Here is a 15,977-nt window from a genome sequence, read left to right as displayed (position 1 = left end):
GGGGACATGAACGGAACAAATATTTTTTTAGACGACGTCCGACAGTCTCCGGATAATCACGTATTAGTGAAAACAGCTGAAGAATGTATGCGATTGCTGCAAAACACGGCTGATGTCAGCCATCTGTCGCTTGACCACGATTTGGGAACAAAGTATTTTAATGGTTTTTCCGTCGTGCTGTATTTACTTGAAAAACAAATTATACCTTCAAAGATTACTATACACTCAGCCAATGCAGTCGGCGGTAAACGGATGTACCGGAGATTGATGGAAGCACGCAAATCCGGGGAACTTCCTGAACGGGTGAAGATTCTGCACCGGCCGCTTCCATTGAATGCCTAAAAAGGAGCCTTTCAGGGCTTCTTTTTTTATACTGGGGAAAGCTTTGCTATAATGAACAGAATCAAAGGAGGCACAAACTATGCAGATAAACGTCACAGACCGGGCGGCGGAAGCGATCCGCCGTCTCGGCAGCAATCAGACAATCACGATTGCCTATGAATTCACGGGCGGGTGCCAGGGACTTCAGGAATTCCAGCTGCATTCCTCACCTGGAAGCTCGCCGGAGGTCCGGGCGGCCGATGAAGATACTCTGCACCTGATCGAGCCGTCGCCGGTGCTTGACTATCACCCAACGCTCAAGTGGATGCTGAAAAACAAAAATCAGACAATCGCAAACAATATTCATTTGTATGAACACACCAAAGCGTAAGGAGGTCAGACAATGGAGCGTTTAGTGGATATGAAAAATGTCAGCGTGCGGACCAACGGCCGGGTCCGACTTGACGACGTCTCGTTTACGGTCAATCAGGGCGAGCACCGGACGCTTCTCGGCCTGAACGGCTCCGGCAAAACCACCCTCCTGCAGGCCATTTTAGGACAGGTGTGGGCCACGGAAGGAGAAGTGCGCACCTGGTTTGGCCGTCACGGCAGGGTGAACATGCAGGACCTCCGCCGGGAAATCGGCATCGTTAGCAACGCCCTGGATGATCAGTACCAGCACCGTGCGGGCGAAACCGCCTTTAATGTCGCGTTAAGCGGTTATTTTGCGAGCATCGGTATTTATGAGCAGGCGCCGGAAGAAATTACAGCGCGGGCAGAGAATGCGCTGCACACGTTTGGGGTTTCGCAGTACCGGGACGTGCCGTATGCAGCGCTCTCGCAGGGGGAGAAGCGCCGGGTGATGCTTGCGCGGGCCTGGACAACAGGAGCGAAGCTGCTGCTTCTTGATGAACCATGCACCGGGCTCGATGTAAAGGGAAGGGAAGAGCTGATCGAAGGACTTGAAGCGTCGCTGCAGCACCCCGATTCGCCGACCGTGCTGTACGTAACCCATCATCTCGAAGAACTGCCGGGAGCAGTGGAGGCTGCGACGATTATGAAAAACGGACGGGTCCAGGCGGATGGAAAGAAACAGGACGTCCTGACGGATCAGGAAATTTCAACCGCATTTGACGTGAATGGAAGCATTCAATGGCATGAGCAGCGGCCGTGGTTTATTACCGGGGGAGCGACGACACGCCGGTGACCGGACACAGCTGTTCGGTTAACAATGAAAATTTCAATTACCGTATTTATTAATAAGATAAAAACAAACAATAATAAAAGGCAGAAAAATGAGTTAAAAAATAGACCCTTCCTGATAAAGGAAAGGGCCCTAAAACATGTTATGCCTCGAACGATGCCACGATTTTTCCGCGTGTGTGACCATCCTGCATGTCTTTTAACGCTTCTGGAATGTCACTGAAGCCGACAGTACGGTTAACGGAAGGCTTCAATTTTCCCTGGGAAGCCAGTTCTCCCAATTCCCGGGCAATGAACCCGAGATCTTTAATCTGTGCTTCGTCATCAGAGCGATACACAAATCCAAGTGCTACTTCATGAACCGAAGGGGCGAGCGTTTTCGCTACGTAGTGGGAAAGATCCGGCCACTCCACCACAGCAATCAAATGGCCGTTGAAGGCGAGATAATCCAGCGCTTCGGTGGCTGTCTGCTGTCCCACCAGATCAAGAACCACATCAACGCCGCGGCCGTCCGTCCATTTGTGTACTTCCTCCACCACGTTCTCACTGCGGTAGTCCACCACATGATCGGCGCCCAAATCTTTGACATAGTCCGCATTTTCGCTCGAGCAGGTGGAAATGACCGTAAGGTCGAGATGCTTGGCGAGCTGGACGGCAAAGCTGCCGACACCGCCGGCCCCGGCCTGAATCATGATCGTCTGTCCGGGACGAAGCGGTGCCTTCCGGTACAGCGACTGGTAGGCCGTAAAGCCGGCCGTCGGCATCGACGCGGCTTCCACATGCGTCAGTCCTTTCGGCACAGACGAAACTACGTCTGCCCGGGTGGTGGTAAATTCAGCAAATCCGCCGTCTTCCGTCATGTTGCCGTGATAATATACTTCATCGCCGACCGACCAATCGGTTACGTCTGCGCCGACTTCGTCGACCACCCCGGACACGTCCAGTCCCGAAACGTGGGGAAAAGACCACTCCGGGAGAGGGGACGCCATTAATTTATAATCGACCGGGTTTAATCCCACGGCGTGTACTTTAATGCGGAGCTCATGGGCTTCCGGCTCCGGCATGGCAATGTCCTCTTCCTTTAACTGGCCGGGGCCTCCGGCTTCATTTATCACAAGTGCTTTCATTTTATCAGCCTCCTGCTCTCCCTATACCTTCCGTCCACGGGCCAAAAACATCCAAAAAATAAAAACTCCTGCATGGAAGCCTTTAACACCTGCCCGCCGGGACCGATATATGAAGTAAAGAGACCAGGAGGGAAACGGCATGTCCTTAGCAAGCGAAAAAAACATTTTATTAGAATCCGGGACGAATGAGCTCGAGATCGTTCTTTTTTCCGTCGGAACCAGTCAATTCGGCATCAATGTGCTGAAGGTGCGCGAAATCATTCATCAGGTGGAGGTGACTCCCGTACCCAACCACCACGAACACGTCAAAGGAATTGTCCGGCTCCGCAATGAAGTGATTCCGGTGATCGACTTAAAAAAAGTGCTCCATCACGACGGGGCGGACGACGCCCGGCATGACAAATACATTATCGCAGAGCTCAATCAGGTGAAGGTAGCGTTTCATGTTGAAGAAGTATCGCGTATTCACCGCATCAGCTGGGAGGATATTGAAAAGCCCAATGCCCTGTCCCAGGGACTCGAAGCACGCTCCATCGGCATTGTGAAAATGGAGCACGCCATGGTCTTTCTACTTGATTACGAAAAAATCATCAGCGACATTTCCCCGGACACCCTGTTTGACCAGCACCTGCCGGCGTATAGACCGGACCGGGAAAACACGAGCGTTTTAATTGCGGAGGATTCGTCGGTGCTCAAGCATTTAATTGTCGATACACTCGCAGAAGCCGGCTACAAACAGCACCGATCCTTTGAAAACGGCCGGGAAGCGTACGAGTATCTGGAGGAACTACTGGCAGACGACGCCGCGGCCCACCTGCCGGATCTCGTCATTACAGACATTGAAATGCCGCAGATGGACGGCCATCATCTGACGAAAAAAATCAAGGACCATGAAAGCCTCCGCAGCCTTCCAGTCATTGTTTTTTCCTCTCTGATTACCGCGGATTTGTTTCACAAAGGAGAAAAAGTCGGAGCCGATGCCCAGGTGAGCAAGCCCGAAATTAATACACTGGTAAAAACAATCGACAGCTGCATCCGCGCTGCTGCCAGCCGCTGAACCGTCGATTGAGCCTCTCTGCGATCAAGCAGAGGGGATTTTTTTATAAAAAATTCGAAAAAATTAAGAAATAACCGTTGACTGTATTATAACAACGGTATATAATATGAATTACATTATAACAACATTAACGAAAAGGAGCGATTTAGGATGCGTCATTTCACAAGATCGAAAGAAGACCGTTATACCCCGGAAGAGGAAAATCAGACGATTCTCGACATGATTAATGACTATCACACCAACACTAAATAACGCTCACGTCCCGAAAAGGCTTCCCGCACACCGCTGCGGGAGGCCTTTTCTGTGTTATAACACTAAAAACAGCCGGGATAGAAAAACAAACATACATTCGCTATAATGGGAATATGCTGAGGTGAGCAACCATGAAAAAACAATCCTTACAGGAATTAATGCAGTGGATGAAAACTGACACGTCTATTGCGCCCAATATAGAATTCTGGCATACCGTGGAGGCACGGCCGGCCAAAACAGCGGCCTTCCCGGAACAGCTGCATGAGCGCCTGCGCGCCGGTCTTGCCGCCCGCGGCATCGACTCGCTGTACACCCATCAGCATTCCGCGTTTGAAGAGGCTTACGGACGTAGGGCCAATGTCGTCACTATTACGCCGACCGCCTCCGGGAAAACGCTGTGCTACAACCTTCCGGTGCTGCAGACGATCATGGACGAGCCGGAAGCACGCGCTCTGTATCTGTTTCCGACCAAGGCCCTCGCCCAGGACCAGAAAAGCGAAATCAATGAATTTATCGAGGAGATCGGTGCCTCCATCAACAGCTATACGTATGACGGAGACACGCCGCCGACCATCCGGCAATCAATCCGGCGCGCCGGCCATATCGTCATGACCAACCCGGACATGCTGCACTCGGCCATTCTTCCGCACCATACGAAATGGGTGTCGCTGTTTGAGCACCTGCGCTATATCGTGATTGACGAAATTCATACGTACCGCGGGGTATTCGGGAGCCACGTGGCGAACGTCCTCCGCCGGCTGCTGCGCATTGCCCGCTACTACGGGGCAGAGCCTACCTTTATCACGACCTCTGCGACGATCGCCAACCCGCGCGAGCTCGCCGAGACCCTTACCGAACAGCCCTTTGAGCTCGTGGACAACAACGGGGCGCCGCAGGGGAAAAAGCATTTTGTGTTTTACAACCCGCCGGTCATTAACGAAGCGATGAATATCCGCAAAGGGGTCCTCTCCGAAGTGAACCGGCTCGCCAATACGTTTCTCGAGCAGCACGTCCAGACGATTGTGTTTACGAAAAGCCGGGTGATGGTGGAGGTGATTTTAAGTCATCTGCAGCATTTAAACAGCAGGCAGACCGGCCAGCAGAGCCTCGTGACCGGCTACCGCGGCGGCTACCTGCCCAACCAACGCCGGGCCATTGAGGAAGGGCTGCGTTCCGGCGATATTATGGGCGTGATTTCGACCAACGCCCTCGAGCTTGGCGTCGATATCGGGCAGCTGCAGGTATGCATCATGTCCGGCTATCCGGGCTCGATCGCAAGCGCCTGGCAGCAGGCCGGGCGTGCGGGACGGCGCCAGTCGGAGTCGCTGATCGTCATGATCGCAAGCTCCAACCCGATCGACCAGTACATGATCCAGCATTCCGATTACTTTCTGGAGAAAAACCCGGAAACCGCGCGCATCCATCCCGATAACCTGATTATTCTCGTGGACCATGTGAAATGTGCCGCCTTTGAGCTCCCGTTCCGGGACGACGACATGTTCGGCGGCGTTGATGTAAACGACGTGCTCGAGTACCTGTCGGAGGAAAACGTCGTGCACCACCGGGGCTCCAAATGGTACTGGATGAGCGATGCGTTTCCGGCGCACGGCATCAGCCTTCGCTCGGCCTCGCAGGAAAACGTCGTCATCATCGACCAGACGGTGCCGTCCGCTTCCAAAGTAATCGGGCAGATGGACCGGTTCAGCGCGATGACCCTGCTGCATGACGAAGCCATTTACATTCACCAGGGCGTGCAGTACCAGGTCATTTATCTGGACTGGGACGAGAAAAAAGCGTATGTGGAGGAGGTGCGGGTCGACTACTACACCGATGCCAACATGGCCGTCGAGCTGAAGGTGCTTGAAGAGGATAAAACGGCCGGCTACCCGTCGTATCACGCCGGCTTCGGGGATGTGATGGTGCACGCCAAGGTGACCATCTTTAAAAAAATCAAGCTGACGACGTTTGAAAACATCGGTTCCGGAACCGTACACCTGCCGGAGGAGGAGCTGCATACGAATGCCTGCTGGCTGCATTTTCCGGAGGAGACCGTCCGGGAGTTTGGGCGCGACACGCTGGAGCAGGCGATGATGGGGCTTGCGAACGTGCTCCGGCACACGGCGCCTGTCCGGGTCATGTGCGATCCGTCCGACATTCACGTCGTGCCGCAGATGAAGGCGACCCATTCGGAGCAGCCGACCATCTTTTTATACGACCGCTATCCGGGCGGCGTCGGGCTGTCCTCCACCATTTTCATCGACCTGCCCGACGTGCTGGCCGACTGCGCCTCGCTGATTGAGGCCTGTCCGTGCCAGGACGGCTGCCCGTCCTGCATCGGGTCGGATATTATGCTGAGCGGAAACACGAAAGCGACCGTGCTCGCATTCATTCACCGGCTTCAGGCCGAACAGGAGGTGAGCTCAACCGGTGAGCATGAAAAATAAACTCAAGCGAATGAAAACGCATCTGCAGGAGGAAGCCCCGTCCGCTCCCCCTCCGCCCGAAGAAAAAAGGGAGGAGGCAGGCATTTTGCACCTGGACGAATGGGAGGCCTTTGGCGCGGTGCCGAAGCATTACGACGGGGAAACGATTTTAAAACGGACCGTAACGTATCCGCTTGACCATATCCACGGCAGCGCCTCGTTTGGCGAGCTGTTCACTGTGTTTGACCGCTGGAAGGAGGAGCCCGCGTTTCATCCGCTGCATCCGGAGGGGCGGCGGCCGGAGGACCTGCTGTTTTTTGATACCGAGACGACCGGACTGAAGGGGGGGACGGGGACCACCATCTTTCTGCTTGGCGGCGCCCGGGTGTACACCGACCGCGTCGAGGTGACGCAGTACTTCCTCCCCGGCCCGGAGCATGAAGTGGCTCTATACCATTATTTTCTCACCGAATGCTATTCGGCGGAAAACCTGGTCACCTATAACGGCAAGTCGTTTGACTGGCCGCAGGTGCAGACCCGGCATACGCTCGTGCGCAACCAGGTGCCGAAGCTTCCGGCCTTCGGTCACTTTGATCTTCTGCACGCGAGCCGCCGGCTGTTTGCCGACCAGCTGGAATCGTGCCGGCTGAGCGTAGTGGAGCGGGATATTCTCGGATTTGTCCGCCACGACGACACGCCGGGCTACCTCGCGCCGATGCTGTACTTTGACTACGTGAACGAAGGGCTTCCCGAGTTTGTCACCGGGATCATGGAGCATAACGAGCAGGATATTTTGTCCCTGATCACGCTTTACATTGATATTTCCAAGCGCATTCTCGCTGACGGTACAAGTGAAAAACAGTCGCTTGCCGTCGCCAAATGGTTTGACCAGCAGAAGGAATGGACGAAAAGCGCCCAGCACTACACCGCAATGGTCGAAAGCGGGGACGAGGACAGCGAAACGATGCACCGCTACGGTGTCAATTTAAAAAAACAGCAGCGTCAGGCTGAAGCCGTGTCCTGGTTTGAAAAGGTCTGGGAGCGCAACGAGAATTCGCGGTATACGCTGGAGGCCGGGGTCGAGCTTGCCAAATGGGAGGAGCACCAGGCGAAAAACCCCGAGCGGGCGCTGTTGTACGCCGCAGGGGTCCAGAGCAAGGCCGAACGCGCAGGAATCACGCTTCCGTCCGGGCAGCAGGCGGACCTGCACAAACGGCTTGAGCGGCTGATGAGCAAACGGGGGCGGACGTCTTGAGGCGGCTCGCTGCGACCGGCTACAAGCCGGCAGAGCTCGGCATCTTCAAGGACGACGCCCCGGAGATTGCCTACATCCGGAAAACGCTCGAAAAGCGGCTGCGGGCGCTGATTGAAGAGGGAAGCGAATGGCTGATTATTTCCGGGCAGCCCGGCGTGGAATGGTGGGCGGCGGAAGCATGGAACGCGCTGCGGGAGGAGTATGATCATATTCAGCTCGCCGTGCTTGAGCCGTTTCTCGAACAGGACTCCATCTGGCCGGAGCACGTCCGCACCGCCTACGCGGAGCTGAAGCAGAGTGCAGACTACGTGGACGCGATTTCCAAACGCCCGTATGTGAATCCGTCACAGCTGAAAGCCAAAAACGACTTTATTATTTCCCATACGGACGCCCTGTTGATTCTGTATGACGAGGAGCAGGAGGGCGTGCCCCGGTATATGCTTGCCTCTGCCGAGCGGCGCCAGGAGAGCGACCATTATCCGGTCTATACCATCGTGCCGGAGGACCTTGAGGAAACCGTGCGCGAGGAAGCGGAACGGGAATGGGACGAATAGGCCCGGGAAGGAAATTGACTTTTTTTATGTATTCTGAAAGAATATAAGCAGATAAATACGCGGTCGTCCGCCCGGCAGGCGCCGGCGGCTGCGAATGTATCATACAAATAAAGCAGAGGTGGTCCTTGCTGATGGAACAGACACAGTTATCTGCCAAAGACATTTTAGACAAAGATTTTAAAAACAGTGTCAAAGGCTACAACAAAGACGAAGTCGACCAATTTTTGGACATTATTATTCAGGACTATGAACGGTTCGAACAGAAAGTGCGCGAGCTTGAAGACCAGCTGAACCGCTCGCCGGAGCAACGGACAGCCGCATCGCCGGAGGGGGATTCCCGCTACCAGCGCACCGTGACGTCGTCGACCTCCACCCGGTCCGAAAGCGGCGCCGGCAGTACGGACACCGCTTCGAACACCGCCGCAGCCGAACCGGCCGCCGGGACAACCAATTACGATATTTTAAAACGGCTCTCGAACCTTGAAAAAGAAGTATTCGGCAAGAAACTATACGATTAAAGGCGGGGACGCGGGCCTATGCGGACGATTCATATTGACGGAGCGAGCGCCGGCCAGCCCGGGCCTTCCGGCATCGGCATATTCGTAAAGCACGATGACGGCAGCGTGGAGGAATTTTCCCGCCCGCTCGGCTGCCTGACCAACAACGAAGCGGAATTTGAGGCGTGCGTGCAGGCGTATGAGCTCTGCCGCGAGCGCGGCTGGCATTCGGCCTCCATCCGGACCGATTCGCAGCTTGTGAATGCGTCGGTGGAAAAGCGGTTTGTGAAACGAAAGCTCTATCAGCCGTATTTAACCAAAATCCTGCGTGCCGAAGAGGAGCTGCCCCTTTGTTTTCTCAAGTGGGTGCCCTCCCGGGACAACCGCGCGGCCGACCGGCTGGCCAGACAGGCCGTGCTCGCTTCGGGCACGGGCAATCGGTGCTGACTTCCAGTTTCTTTCCTTGCTTCTTGCGTCTGGAACCGATATAATAGCACCTGGCCATAAAGAGCCGGGATTCGTTCAGGTAATCGCTGTATGTACCCATACAGAGGAAAGTCCATGCTCGCACAGCCTGAGACGGCTGTAGTGTTCGTGTCTGACGAAACCATAAGTCAGAGCAGCTTCGTTTCGGAGCTGACGGCGGGGAAACAGCCTGTGTCCTGCTGGATATGGCTGGAGTCCCCTGAACAGTGCCACAGTGACGTAGTCCGGCTGGAAACGGCCGGAGTGGAACGCGGTAAACCCCTCGAGCGAGAAACCCAAAATTAGGTAGGGGCGCCTTTCGGAAGAAATTCAACGGAACGAAAGGGCAGAACGTTTTCTGCAGATAGATGATTACCACCCGAGTGCAAGGTGAACAGCCGCTGGCAGCACAAGGGAACAGAACATGGCTTACACGAACGGTCCCGGCTTCTTGAAGCAAAACCCCTGGAGGATTTCAGGGGTTTTTTTAGTAGATATGAACGGACATTGACGTCCAAGGAGGAACCTATGACCCAACCAGCATACACATTAATCGCCACGGCGACGATGGGCCTTGAAGCCCTGGTCGCCAAAGAAATCAAAGCGCTCGGCTACCGGCATCTGCGCACCGAAAACGGCCGGGTGGAATTTGAAGCTCCCGCCGAAGGCATTGCCCGGGCCAACCTGTGGCTCCGCACCGCCGGCCGGGTCAAAATTAAGATTGGAGCTTTTACCGCTGAAACGTTCGATGAGCTGTTCGAACAGACGAAGGCCCTCCCGTGGGAGCAATTCCTGCCCGAAAATGCCGAATTTCCCGTCAGCGGCCGATCGGTCAAATCCACGCTGTTCAGCGTCTCGGACTGCCAGGCGATCGTCAAAAAAGCCGTCGTGGAACGGCTGAAGCAGTCCTACCAGAGCGAATGGTTCCCGGAAAACGGACCGCTTTTTAAGCTCGAGGTGGCGCTGCATAAGGACGAAGCCGTGCTGTCGCTCGATACGTCCGGGGCCGGGCTGAACCAGCGCGGCTACCGGGAGACCCATGCCCAGGCACCGCTCAAGGAAACGCTGGCGGCAGCCATGGTTATGCTTGCCAACTGGCATCCGGACCGTCCGCTCGTCGATTTATTCTGCGGCTCGGGCACGATTCCCATCGAAGCGGCCATGATCGGCCAGAACATGGCCCCCGGTGTCAACCGCTCGTTTGTGAGCGAAACGTGGCCATGGGCCGAAGCCATGCAGTGGGAGGCGGCGCGCCAGGAAGCCGAGGACCTTATCCGCGACGACCAGCCGCTCATGATTACCGGCACCGACCTGAATCCGAAGGCCATCGAAGTCGCGGAGGAAAACGCCAAAGAGGCCGGCATGTACGGCCTGATCACGTTCAAGCAGATGGCGGCGCGGGACTTTAAGCCAAAGGGCGAGTACGGCGCCGTTATCAGTAATCCGCCGTACGGGGAACGAATCGGGGAAATGGAAGAGGTGGAGGAAATGTACCGGGCACTCGGCCGCATCGCCCGGGATACACCGACCTGGTCCTATTACGTGCTGACGTCCCATGAACGGTTTGAATCCCTGTTCGGCCGGCAGGCGACCAAACGGCGCAAGCTCTACAACGGCAACATCAAAACGGATTATTACCAGTACTGGGGGCCGAGGCCGCCGCGCCCGTCCTAATTGTTCGGGTGATCGGTATCCCCGAGCCGGGGATTGTCAAAATGAAGGTAGTCGATGGCCGGATGATAGCTGATGGTCATGCCGTCGAGGTACCACTGGTCCTGCGGCTCGACAAAAAAACGGAGGCCGCCCGCGTCCGTCCGGTAGCTGGCGCCGGACGGGTCCCCGGGCTCGACCCCGATGGAAAAACCGCCGGAGCCGACGCCGCCGATGCGGACAAACAGGCGTACAGCGGCCCCTTCGGACAGGTCCATTTCCTGCTTGTAGTGGCGGCCTGCTTCTTCAGTAATTGTCATTTGCATACGTATCTTTCGCTCCCTTCCACTCTTTGTTATATCATGAAGAAGAGAGTCACACCAAACAGAGTTCATAACAAGGAGGAATTACTATGCCGGATTATGCACAGATCGAACGGGATTTTTTGACCGAACAGCGCAGCCTGGACGCCTACAATCAGGCCCTCAGCCTGCTCGGATGGGACGCACGGACCGGAGCACCCAAAAAAGGGGTGGAGGAGCGCTCCGAAGTAATGGGGGCGCTTGCGACCGAGCTGTTTGCCCGGAAAACCTCCGGACGCCTGAAGGAAATGAGTCAGTATCTGCTCGAGCCGGAGGCCGCCTCGCAGGTGTCTGCAGTCGCCCGGAGAGCCGCGGAAGAAACGCTCACCGAGGTGGAACGGATGGAGCGTCTGCCCCGCGACGAGTATCAGGCGTTTACGACGCTTACGTCCAAAACGGAATCGTACTGGGAAGAGGCAAAAGCGTCCGGGGACTTTGAAGGGTTCCGCCCGTACCTGGAAGAAATCGTCGCCTACCAGCGCCGGTTCGCGGATTATCTCGGCTACGACGGGCACCCCTACAATGCGCTTCTGCATGACTTTGAGCCCGGTATGACCGTCTCCACCCTGGATACGACCTTTTCCAGGCTCCGCGACGGCCTGATGCCGCTCGTGGAACAAGTAAAAGCAGCATCGGCGCGGCCGGACACCTCGTTTCTGCATGCGCCTTTTCCGAAGGACCAGCAGCGTGCCTTCAGCGAGCATGTGCTCCGGCAGATGACGTACGATTTTGATGCCGGACGGCTGGATGAAACCGTGCACCCGTTTGCGGTCGGCCTGAACCGAAACGATGTGCGGGTCACCACCAAATACGACGAATCCGACTTCCGCACCGCCGTGTTCGGTACGATCCACGAGGGCGGCCATGCGCTGTATGAGCAAAACCTTGGCGCAGATCTGGCCGGAACGATTCTGGCGGACGGCGCATCGATGGGCATCCATGAATCGCAGTCGCTCTTCTGGGAAAATTTCGTGGCTCGGACCCGCTCCTTCTGGGAAAACAACTACGGCAAACTTCAGGAGCTCAGCGGCGGCCAGTTCCAGCACGTGGCCCTCGACGATTTCTACTTTGCCGTCAACAGCGTCGAACCGTCCCTGATCCGGATTGAAGCCGATGAAATGACCTATTCCCTGCATATCATTCTCCGCTACGAGCTGGAAAAAGCTCTGATCGAAGGCAGCCTGCAGGTGAAGGATCTGCCGGAGGCGTGGAACGAAAAAATGAAGCAGTACCTCGACGTCGTGCCGGCGAACCACTCCGAAGGGGTACTGCAGGACGTACACTGGGCGGGCGGCGCCTTTGGCTACTTCCCGTCCTATGCGCTCGGCTATATCTACGCGGCCCAGCTCCAACAGGCCATGGTGCGTGATTTGCCGGCGTTCGATGATCTGATCACAAGCGGTGACCTCGCACCAATCCGGCACTGGCTGACCGAGCACGTGCACAAGCACGGCCGGATGAAACGGCCGGCTGACATCATGGCAGCCGCTACTGGGGAAGGGACCAACCCGGAGCCGCTGCTTGCCCACCTGTCCCATAAATACCAGAGCCTGTACCGCTGGTCCTGATCCCGCTGCCCTATGCAGCGGGGGTTCCGCCCCGGGACGTTTGAAGGATGCACTTTTGTGAAATAAAGTAGAGACTCTAATAATTTAGATGTCCCTTGCAACAGAACCATTAGAGGGGGATTGGCATGATTACATTCACTGACATTGCAAAGACGTTTCCCGGTGCCGACGACCCGGCCGTTCAAAACTTTAACGCCACGGTCGAGCAGGGGGAATTTTTCGTCTTGATCGGCCCGAGCGGGTGCGGCAAGACGACCACGCTGAAAATGATCAACCGGCTGATCGAACCAAGCACCGGCACCATCCGGATCCAGGACAAGGACATCCGGGACTGGGACCGCCATGAACTGCGGTGGAACGTCGGTTACGTGCTGCAGCAGATTGCTCTGTTTCCGACGATGACGATTGCCGAAAACATTGCGGTTGTTCCGGAAATGCGGCGCTGGAAGAAAAACGAGATCAAGGAACGCGTCGATGAACTGCTGCAGATGGTCGGCCTCGACCCGGATACATACCGCAACCGGAAGCCGTCGGAGCTCTCCGGCGGCCAGCAGCAGCGGATCGGGGTGATACGGGCACTTGCTGCGGATCCGGACATTATCCTGATGGACGAGCCGTTCAGTGCCCTCGACCCGCTGAGCCGCGAACAGCTGCAGGAGGATATCCGCGCCCTGCAGCAGAACATCCGGAAAACGATCGTTTTTGTCACCCATGACATGGACGAAGCGCTTGCCCTCGGGGACCGGATCTGCCTCATGAAGGACGGCGACATCGTGCAGATCGGCACGCCGCGCGAGCTTAAAAACGAGCCGGCCAACGATTTTGTGCGCGACTTTATCGGAGACCGCCGGGACGAATGGGACACCCCGGTCCGGTCGGTCATGAGCGGGCGCGACAGCCAGTACATCGCAAGCGTCCACGACATGCCCGAAATGCCGCTGTATCCGGCTCCGCTGTACATTTTCGACCAGAACGACACGTTTCTCGGCCGCCGGGACGGCGACTCCATTGCGTCCCAGAAAACCGTGATTTCCCCGGATCATGTGCTGTATGACGCCCTTAGGACCTTTAACGACACGGACGCCGAAGCGCTGCCGGTGCTCGAAGAAGGACGGCTCGTCGGGGCGCTCAGCTACAAGGATGTGATGCAGTTTCTGCAGAAAGCGAAGCTCGCATCCGCAGGAGGTGACACGGAGGCATGAATTTACTCGAAAACACGTATCAGCTGTTTACCGACGAGCAGGGGCAGTTCTGGACCCTCGTGTGGGAGCACGTCAACATGAGTCTGATCTCGCTTCTGTGCGCGTCGTTTATTGCGGTGCCGGTCGGCGTGCTTCTGACCCGGCGCCGGTCGATTGCCGAGCCGATCATCGGCATCGCCGCTGTACTGCAGACGATTCCAAGTCTGGCCCTGCTCGGGTTCATGATTCTCATTCTTAACCAGATCGGCACCGTGCCGGCCGTGGTCGCGCTGACCGCCTACGCGCTGCTTCCGATTCTGCGCAACACCTACACCGGCATTGCCGGCGTGGATCCGGCCCTGGTGGAGGCGGCCACCGGCATGGGGATGAATTCCTTCCGACGCCTGCGCAAAATTGAGCTGCCGATGGCCATGCCGGTCATCATGGCCGGCATCCGGACGTCCATGGTGCTGATTGTCGGAACCGCCACCCTGGCGGCTCTGATCAGCGCAGGAGGCCTCGGCGATTTCATCATGACCGGCATCGACCGGGCAGACAACGCCTACATTCTGCTCGGTGCCATTCCGGCGGCGCTGCTGGCACTGTTTTTTGACCTGGTGCTGCGTATCACGGAGCGCACCTCCCAGGGCAAAGCACTTGCTCCCGTGGCTGTTGTTCTCGGTGTGGCGCTGTTAGTGGTTATCACTCCGGCGCTTGCCTCGACCCAGCAGGAGGAGCTCGTGATCGGCGGGAAGGAAGGGGCGGAGCCTGAAATTCTCGCCAACATGTATTCGCTGCTGATTGAGGAAAACACCGACCTTGAGACGAGCGTGGACGCCGGGCTGGGGAGCACAAGCATTGCGTTTAACGCCCTGGAATCCGACGACATTGATATTTATCCGGAGTTCACCGGCACCGTCACCGCCAACCTGTATGATCAGGGCGTGCCATCCGGCAGCACCCGGGAAGAAGTATACGAGGAAGCGCGCAGCCTGCTCGCTGATGACGGCTTGGCCTATCTCGAGCCGATGGAATACAACAATACGTATGCGCTGGCGCTCCGGGAGGAGGAGGCCAACAATCTGGGCATTGAAACCATTTCCGATCTCGAGCCGCATACCGATGAGCTCGTACCCGGGTTTACCTTTGAATTTGCCGACCGTCAGACCGACGGGTATCCCGCGATTGTCGACACGTACGGCTTCGAGTTTGACGAAGTGGAAACTCTCGATGCCGGCCTTCGTTCCAATGCGCTGCAGGAGGGCCAGATCGATTTGATTGACTCCTACTCCACCGATGCGTATATCATAGAGTACGGGCTTACCGTACTTGAAGACGATGAAAATGTATTTCCGCCGTACCAGGGGGCTCCGCTTTTAAAGCAGGAAACCCTGGATGACAACCCCGGTCTCGAAGAAGCATTAAACCGCCTCGGCGGCCAGATTACCAATGAAGAAATGCAGGAAATGAACTACGAGGTGGACTACGAAGGCGCCGACCACCGGGAAGTGGCCCGGGACTACCTCGAAGAACATGACCTGCTTGGCAGCAACTAACAGGCAGTACATTCATATTTTAAGGAGGGACAACCAATGAAAAACCCTGAACGAGAAGAAATACGGGCCATTCTCGACCGCAGCAAACGTATCGCGGTCGTCGGCCTGTCGGATAACCCGTACCGGACGTCCTACCAGATCAGCAAAGTGATGCTTGAAGCAGGCTACGAGATCATTCCGGTCAATCCGACCGTAGAACAAGTTTTTGACATTCCGGCCGTTGACTCGCTGAAAGACATTGAGGGCCACATTGATATCGTGAACGTCTTCCGCCGCAGCGAGTTTCTTAAAGACGTAGCCGAGGAAGCGGCGCAGGTGGACGCGGACGTGTTCTGGGCCCAGCTCGGCCTCGTGAGCGAAGACGCTTATGAGATTGCAGCCAATGCAGGCATGACGGTGATCATGGACCGCTGTATTAAAGTGGAGCATGCGATCGCGTAAGCATCGATTATACCGAACAGCAACCAGCCTTGGCGGGACTCTCCTGCCAAGGTTTTCCTGTCTGC

The 15,977-nt window shown here is 56.3% G+C and carries 16 protein-coding genes and 1 other RNA gene; 15 read left to right on the top strand and 2 right to left on the bottom strand.

All coding sequences use genetic code 11. The annotated features are described in order from the left end of the window. Positions 1 to 6 precede the first annotated feature (6 nt). From ACTTK7_RS07210 to ACTTK7_RS07200, 3 genes are all read left to right on the top strand, one after another. Positions 7 to 342, top strand: coding sequence for a cyclic-phosphate processing receiver domain-containing protein (locus ACTTK7_RS07210; RefSeq protein WP_079476470.1), 336 nt, complete (start codon positions 7 to 9; stop codon positions 340 to 342). 79 nt (positions 343 to 421) lie between these two features. Further along, the gene (locus ACTTK7_RS07205) at positions 422 to 712 is read left to right on the top strand and encodes an iron-sulfur cluster assembly accessory protein (RefSeq protein WP_462866987.1); all 291 of its coding nucleotides are present in this window, start codon (positions 422 to 424) and stop codon (positions 710 to 712) included. A gap of 12 nt (positions 713 to 724) precedes the next feature. Next, positions 725 to 1,528, top strand: coding sequence for an ABC transporter ATP-binding protein (locus ACTTK7_RS07200; RefSeq protein ID WP_462866985.1), 804 nt, complete (start codon positions 725 to 727; stop codon positions 1,526 to 1,528). A 139-nt stretch (positions 1,529 to 1,667) separates the two neighbouring features. Here the strand turns inward: ACTTK7_RS07200 and ACTTK7_RS07195 are convergent, their stop codons facing one another. After that, a complete protein-coding gene (locus tag ACTTK7_RS07195) occupies positions 1,668 to 2,651 on the bottom strand; it encodes a zinc-binding dehydrogenase (RefSeq protein WP_462866983.1) in 984 nt (327 codons plus the stop codon). A gap of 139 nt (positions 2,652 to 2,790) precedes the next feature. Between ACTTK7_RS07195 and ACTTK7_RS07190 the strand changes: the two genes are divergently transcribed. The 8 genes from ACTTK7_RS07190 (at position 2,791) to ACTTK7_RS07155 (ending at position 10,828) form a co-directional block, all read left to right on the top strand. Beyond that, on the top strand, positions 2,791 to 3,708 hold the full coding sequence (locus tag ACTTK7_RS07190) for a chemotaxis protein (protein WP_462866981.1): 918 nt from the start codon (positions 2,791 to 2,793) through the stop codon (positions 3,706 to 3,708). Between the two features lie 383 nt (positions 3,709 to 4,091). Next, positions 4,092 to 6,404, top strand: coding sequence for a DEAD/DEAH box helicase (locus tag ACTTK7_RS07185; protein ID WP_462866979.1), 2,313 nt, complete (start codon positions 4,092 to 4,094; stop codon positions 6,402 to 6,404). Next, a complete protein-coding gene (locus ACTTK7_RS07180) occupies positions 6,394 to 7,638 on the top strand; it encodes a ribonuclease H-like domain-containing protein (RefSeq protein WP_462867057.1) in 1,245 nt (414 codons plus the stop codon). The genes ACTTK7_RS07185 and ACTTK7_RS07180 overlap by 11 nt, the downstream gene beginning before the upstream one ends. After that, the gene (locus ACTTK7_RS07175) at positions 7,635 to 8,192 is read left to right on the top strand and encodes an SLOG family protein (RefSeq protein ID WP_462866977.1); all 558 of its coding nucleotides are present in this window, start codon (positions 7,635 to 7,637) and stop codon (positions 8,190 to 8,192) included. The genes ACTTK7_RS07180 and ACTTK7_RS07175 overlap by 4 nt, the downstream gene beginning before the upstream one ends. Positions 8,193 to 8,317: 125 nt before the next feature. Further along, positions 8,318 to 8,710 (top strand): DivIVA domain-containing protein, encoded by a 393-nt coding sequence (locus ACTTK7_RS07170; RefSeq protein WP_462866976.1) that lies wholly within the window; start codon positions 8,318 to 8,320, stop codon positions 8,708 to 8,710. Positions 8,711 to 8,728: 18 nt separating this feature from the next. Continuing rightward, positions 8,729 to 9,136 (top strand): ribonuclease HI family protein, encoded by a 408-nt coding sequence (locus tag ACTTK7_RS07165; protein ID WP_462866974.1) that lies wholly within the window; start codon positions 8,729 to 8,731, stop codon positions 9,134 to 9,136. Positions 9,137 to 9,207: 71 nt separating this feature from the next. After that, positions 9,208 to 9,591: RNase P RNA component class B (gene rnpB / locus ACTTK7_RS07160), an RNA gene on the top strand. A 91-nt stretch (positions 9,592 to 9,682) separates the two neighbouring features. After that, complete coding sequence (locus tag ACTTK7_RS07155) at positions 9,683 to 10,828, top strand: THUMP domain-containing class I SAM-dependent RNA methyltransferase (protein WP_462866972.1); 1,146 nt, start codon at positions 9,683 to 9,685, stop codon at positions 10,826 to 10,828. On the opposite strand, the gene ACTTK7_RS07150 is transcribed toward ACTTK7_RS07155, so the two are convergent. Then, positions 10,825 to 11,130, bottom strand: a complete 306-nt coding sequence (locus ACTTK7_RS07150) for a HesB/YadR/YfhF family protein (RefSeq protein ID WP_462866970.1) — start codon at positions 11,128 to 11,130, stop codon at positions 10,825 to 10,827. The genes ACTTK7_RS07155 and ACTTK7_RS07150 overlap by 4 nt on opposite strands. An 86-nt stretch (positions 11,131 to 11,216) precedes the next feature. Between ACTTK7_RS07150 and ACTTK7_RS07145 the strand changes: the two genes are divergently transcribed. From ACTTK7_RS07145 to ACTTK7_RS07130, 4 genes are all read left to right on the top strand, one after another. Continuing rightward, complete coding sequence (locus ACTTK7_RS07145) at positions 11,217 to 12,734, top strand: carboxypeptidase M32 (protein WP_462866968.1); 1,518 nt, start codon at positions 11,217 to 11,219, stop codon at positions 12,732 to 12,734. A gap of 125 nt (positions 12,735 to 12,859) precedes the next feature. Beyond that, the gene (locus ACTTK7_RS07140; RefSeq protein WP_462866966.1) at positions 12,860 to 13,936 is read left to right on the top strand and encodes an ABC transporter ATP-binding protein; all 1,077 of its coding nucleotides are present in this window, start codon (positions 12,860 to 12,862) and stop codon (positions 13,934 to 13,936) included. Then, positions 13,933 to 15,471: an ABC transporter permease/substrate-binding protein gene (locus ACTTK7_RS07135; protein WP_462866964.1), complete on the top strand. Its 1,539-nt coding sequence runs from the start codon at positions 13,933 to 13,935 to the stop codon at positions 15,469 to 15,471. Before ACTTK7_RS07140 ends, ACTTK7_RS07135 begins: the two co-directional genes overlap by 4 nt. Before the next feature lie 36 nt (positions 15,472 to 15,507). Further along, positions 15,508 to 15,912: a CoA-binding protein gene (locus ACTTK7_RS07130; RefSeq protein WP_462866962.1), complete on the top strand. Its 405-nt coding sequence runs from the start codon at positions 15,508 to 15,510 to the stop codon at positions 15,910 to 15,912. The last annotated feature ends 65 nt before the right edge of the window (positions 15,913 to 15,977 follow it).

It is taken from the genome of Marinococcus tarijensis, from assembly GCF_054971385.1.
This window is presented reverse-complemented; position numbering and strand designations above follow the sequence as displayed.

Bases quoted from the DNA above. Each gene is read 5' to 3' on its own strand.
- ACTTK7_RS07150 (WP_462866970.1), bottom strand. From the start codon at position 11,130: ATGCAAATGACAATTACTGAAGAAGCAGGCCGCCACTACAAGCAGGAA.
- ACTTK7_RS07185 (WP_462866979.1), top strand. From the start codon at position 4,092: ATGAAAAAACAATCCTTACAGGAATTAATGCAGTGGATGAAAACTGAC.
- ACTTK7_RS07155 (WP_462866972.1), top strand. From the start codon at position 9,683: ATGACCCAACCAGCATACACATTAATCGCCACGGCGACGATGGGCCTT.
- ACTTK7_RS07195 (WP_462866983.1), bottom strand. From the start codon at position 2,651: ATGAAAGCACTTGTGATAAATGAAGCCGGAGGCCCCGGCCAGTTAAAG.
- ACTTK7_RS07210 (WP_079476470.1), top strand. From the start codon at position 7: ATGAACGGAACAAATATTTTTTTAGACGACGTCCGACAGTCTCCGGAT.
- ACTTK7_RS07205 (WP_462866987.1), top strand. From the start codon at position 422: ATGCAGATAAACGTCACAGACCGGGCGGCGGAAGCGATCCGCCGTCTC.
- ACTTK7_RS07145 (WP_462866968.1), top strand. From the start codon at position 11,217: ATGCCGGATTATGCACAGATCGAACGGGATTTTTTGACCGAACAGCGC.
- ACTTK7_RS07130 (WP_462866962.1), top strand. From the start codon at position 15,508: ATGAAAAACCCTGAACGAGAAGAAATACGGGCCATTCTCGACCGCAGC.
- ACTTK7_RS07135 (WP_462866964.1), top strand. From the start codon at position 13,933: ATGAATTTACTCGAAAACACGTATCAGCTGTTTACCGACGAGCAGGGG.
- ACTTK7_RS07165 (WP_462866974.1), top strand. From the start codon at position 8,729: ATGCGGACGATTCATATTGACGGAGCGAGCGCCGGCCAGCCCGGGCCT.
- ACTTK7_RS07190 (WP_462866981.1), top strand. From the start codon at position 2,791: ATGTCCTTAGCAAGCGAAAAAAACATTTTATTAGAATCCGGGACGAAT.
- ACTTK7_RS07200 (WP_462866985.1), top strand. From the start codon at position 725: ATGGAGCGTTTAGTGGATATGAAAAATGTCAGCGTGCGGACCAACGGC.
- ACTTK7_RS07140 (WP_462866966.1), top strand. From the start codon at position 12,860: ATGATTACATTCACTGACATTGCAAAGACGTTTCCCGGTGCCGACGAC.
- ACTTK7_RS07180 (WP_462867057.1), top strand. From the start codon at position 6,394: ATGAAAAATAAACTCAAGCGAATGAAAACGCATCTGCAGGAGGAAGCC.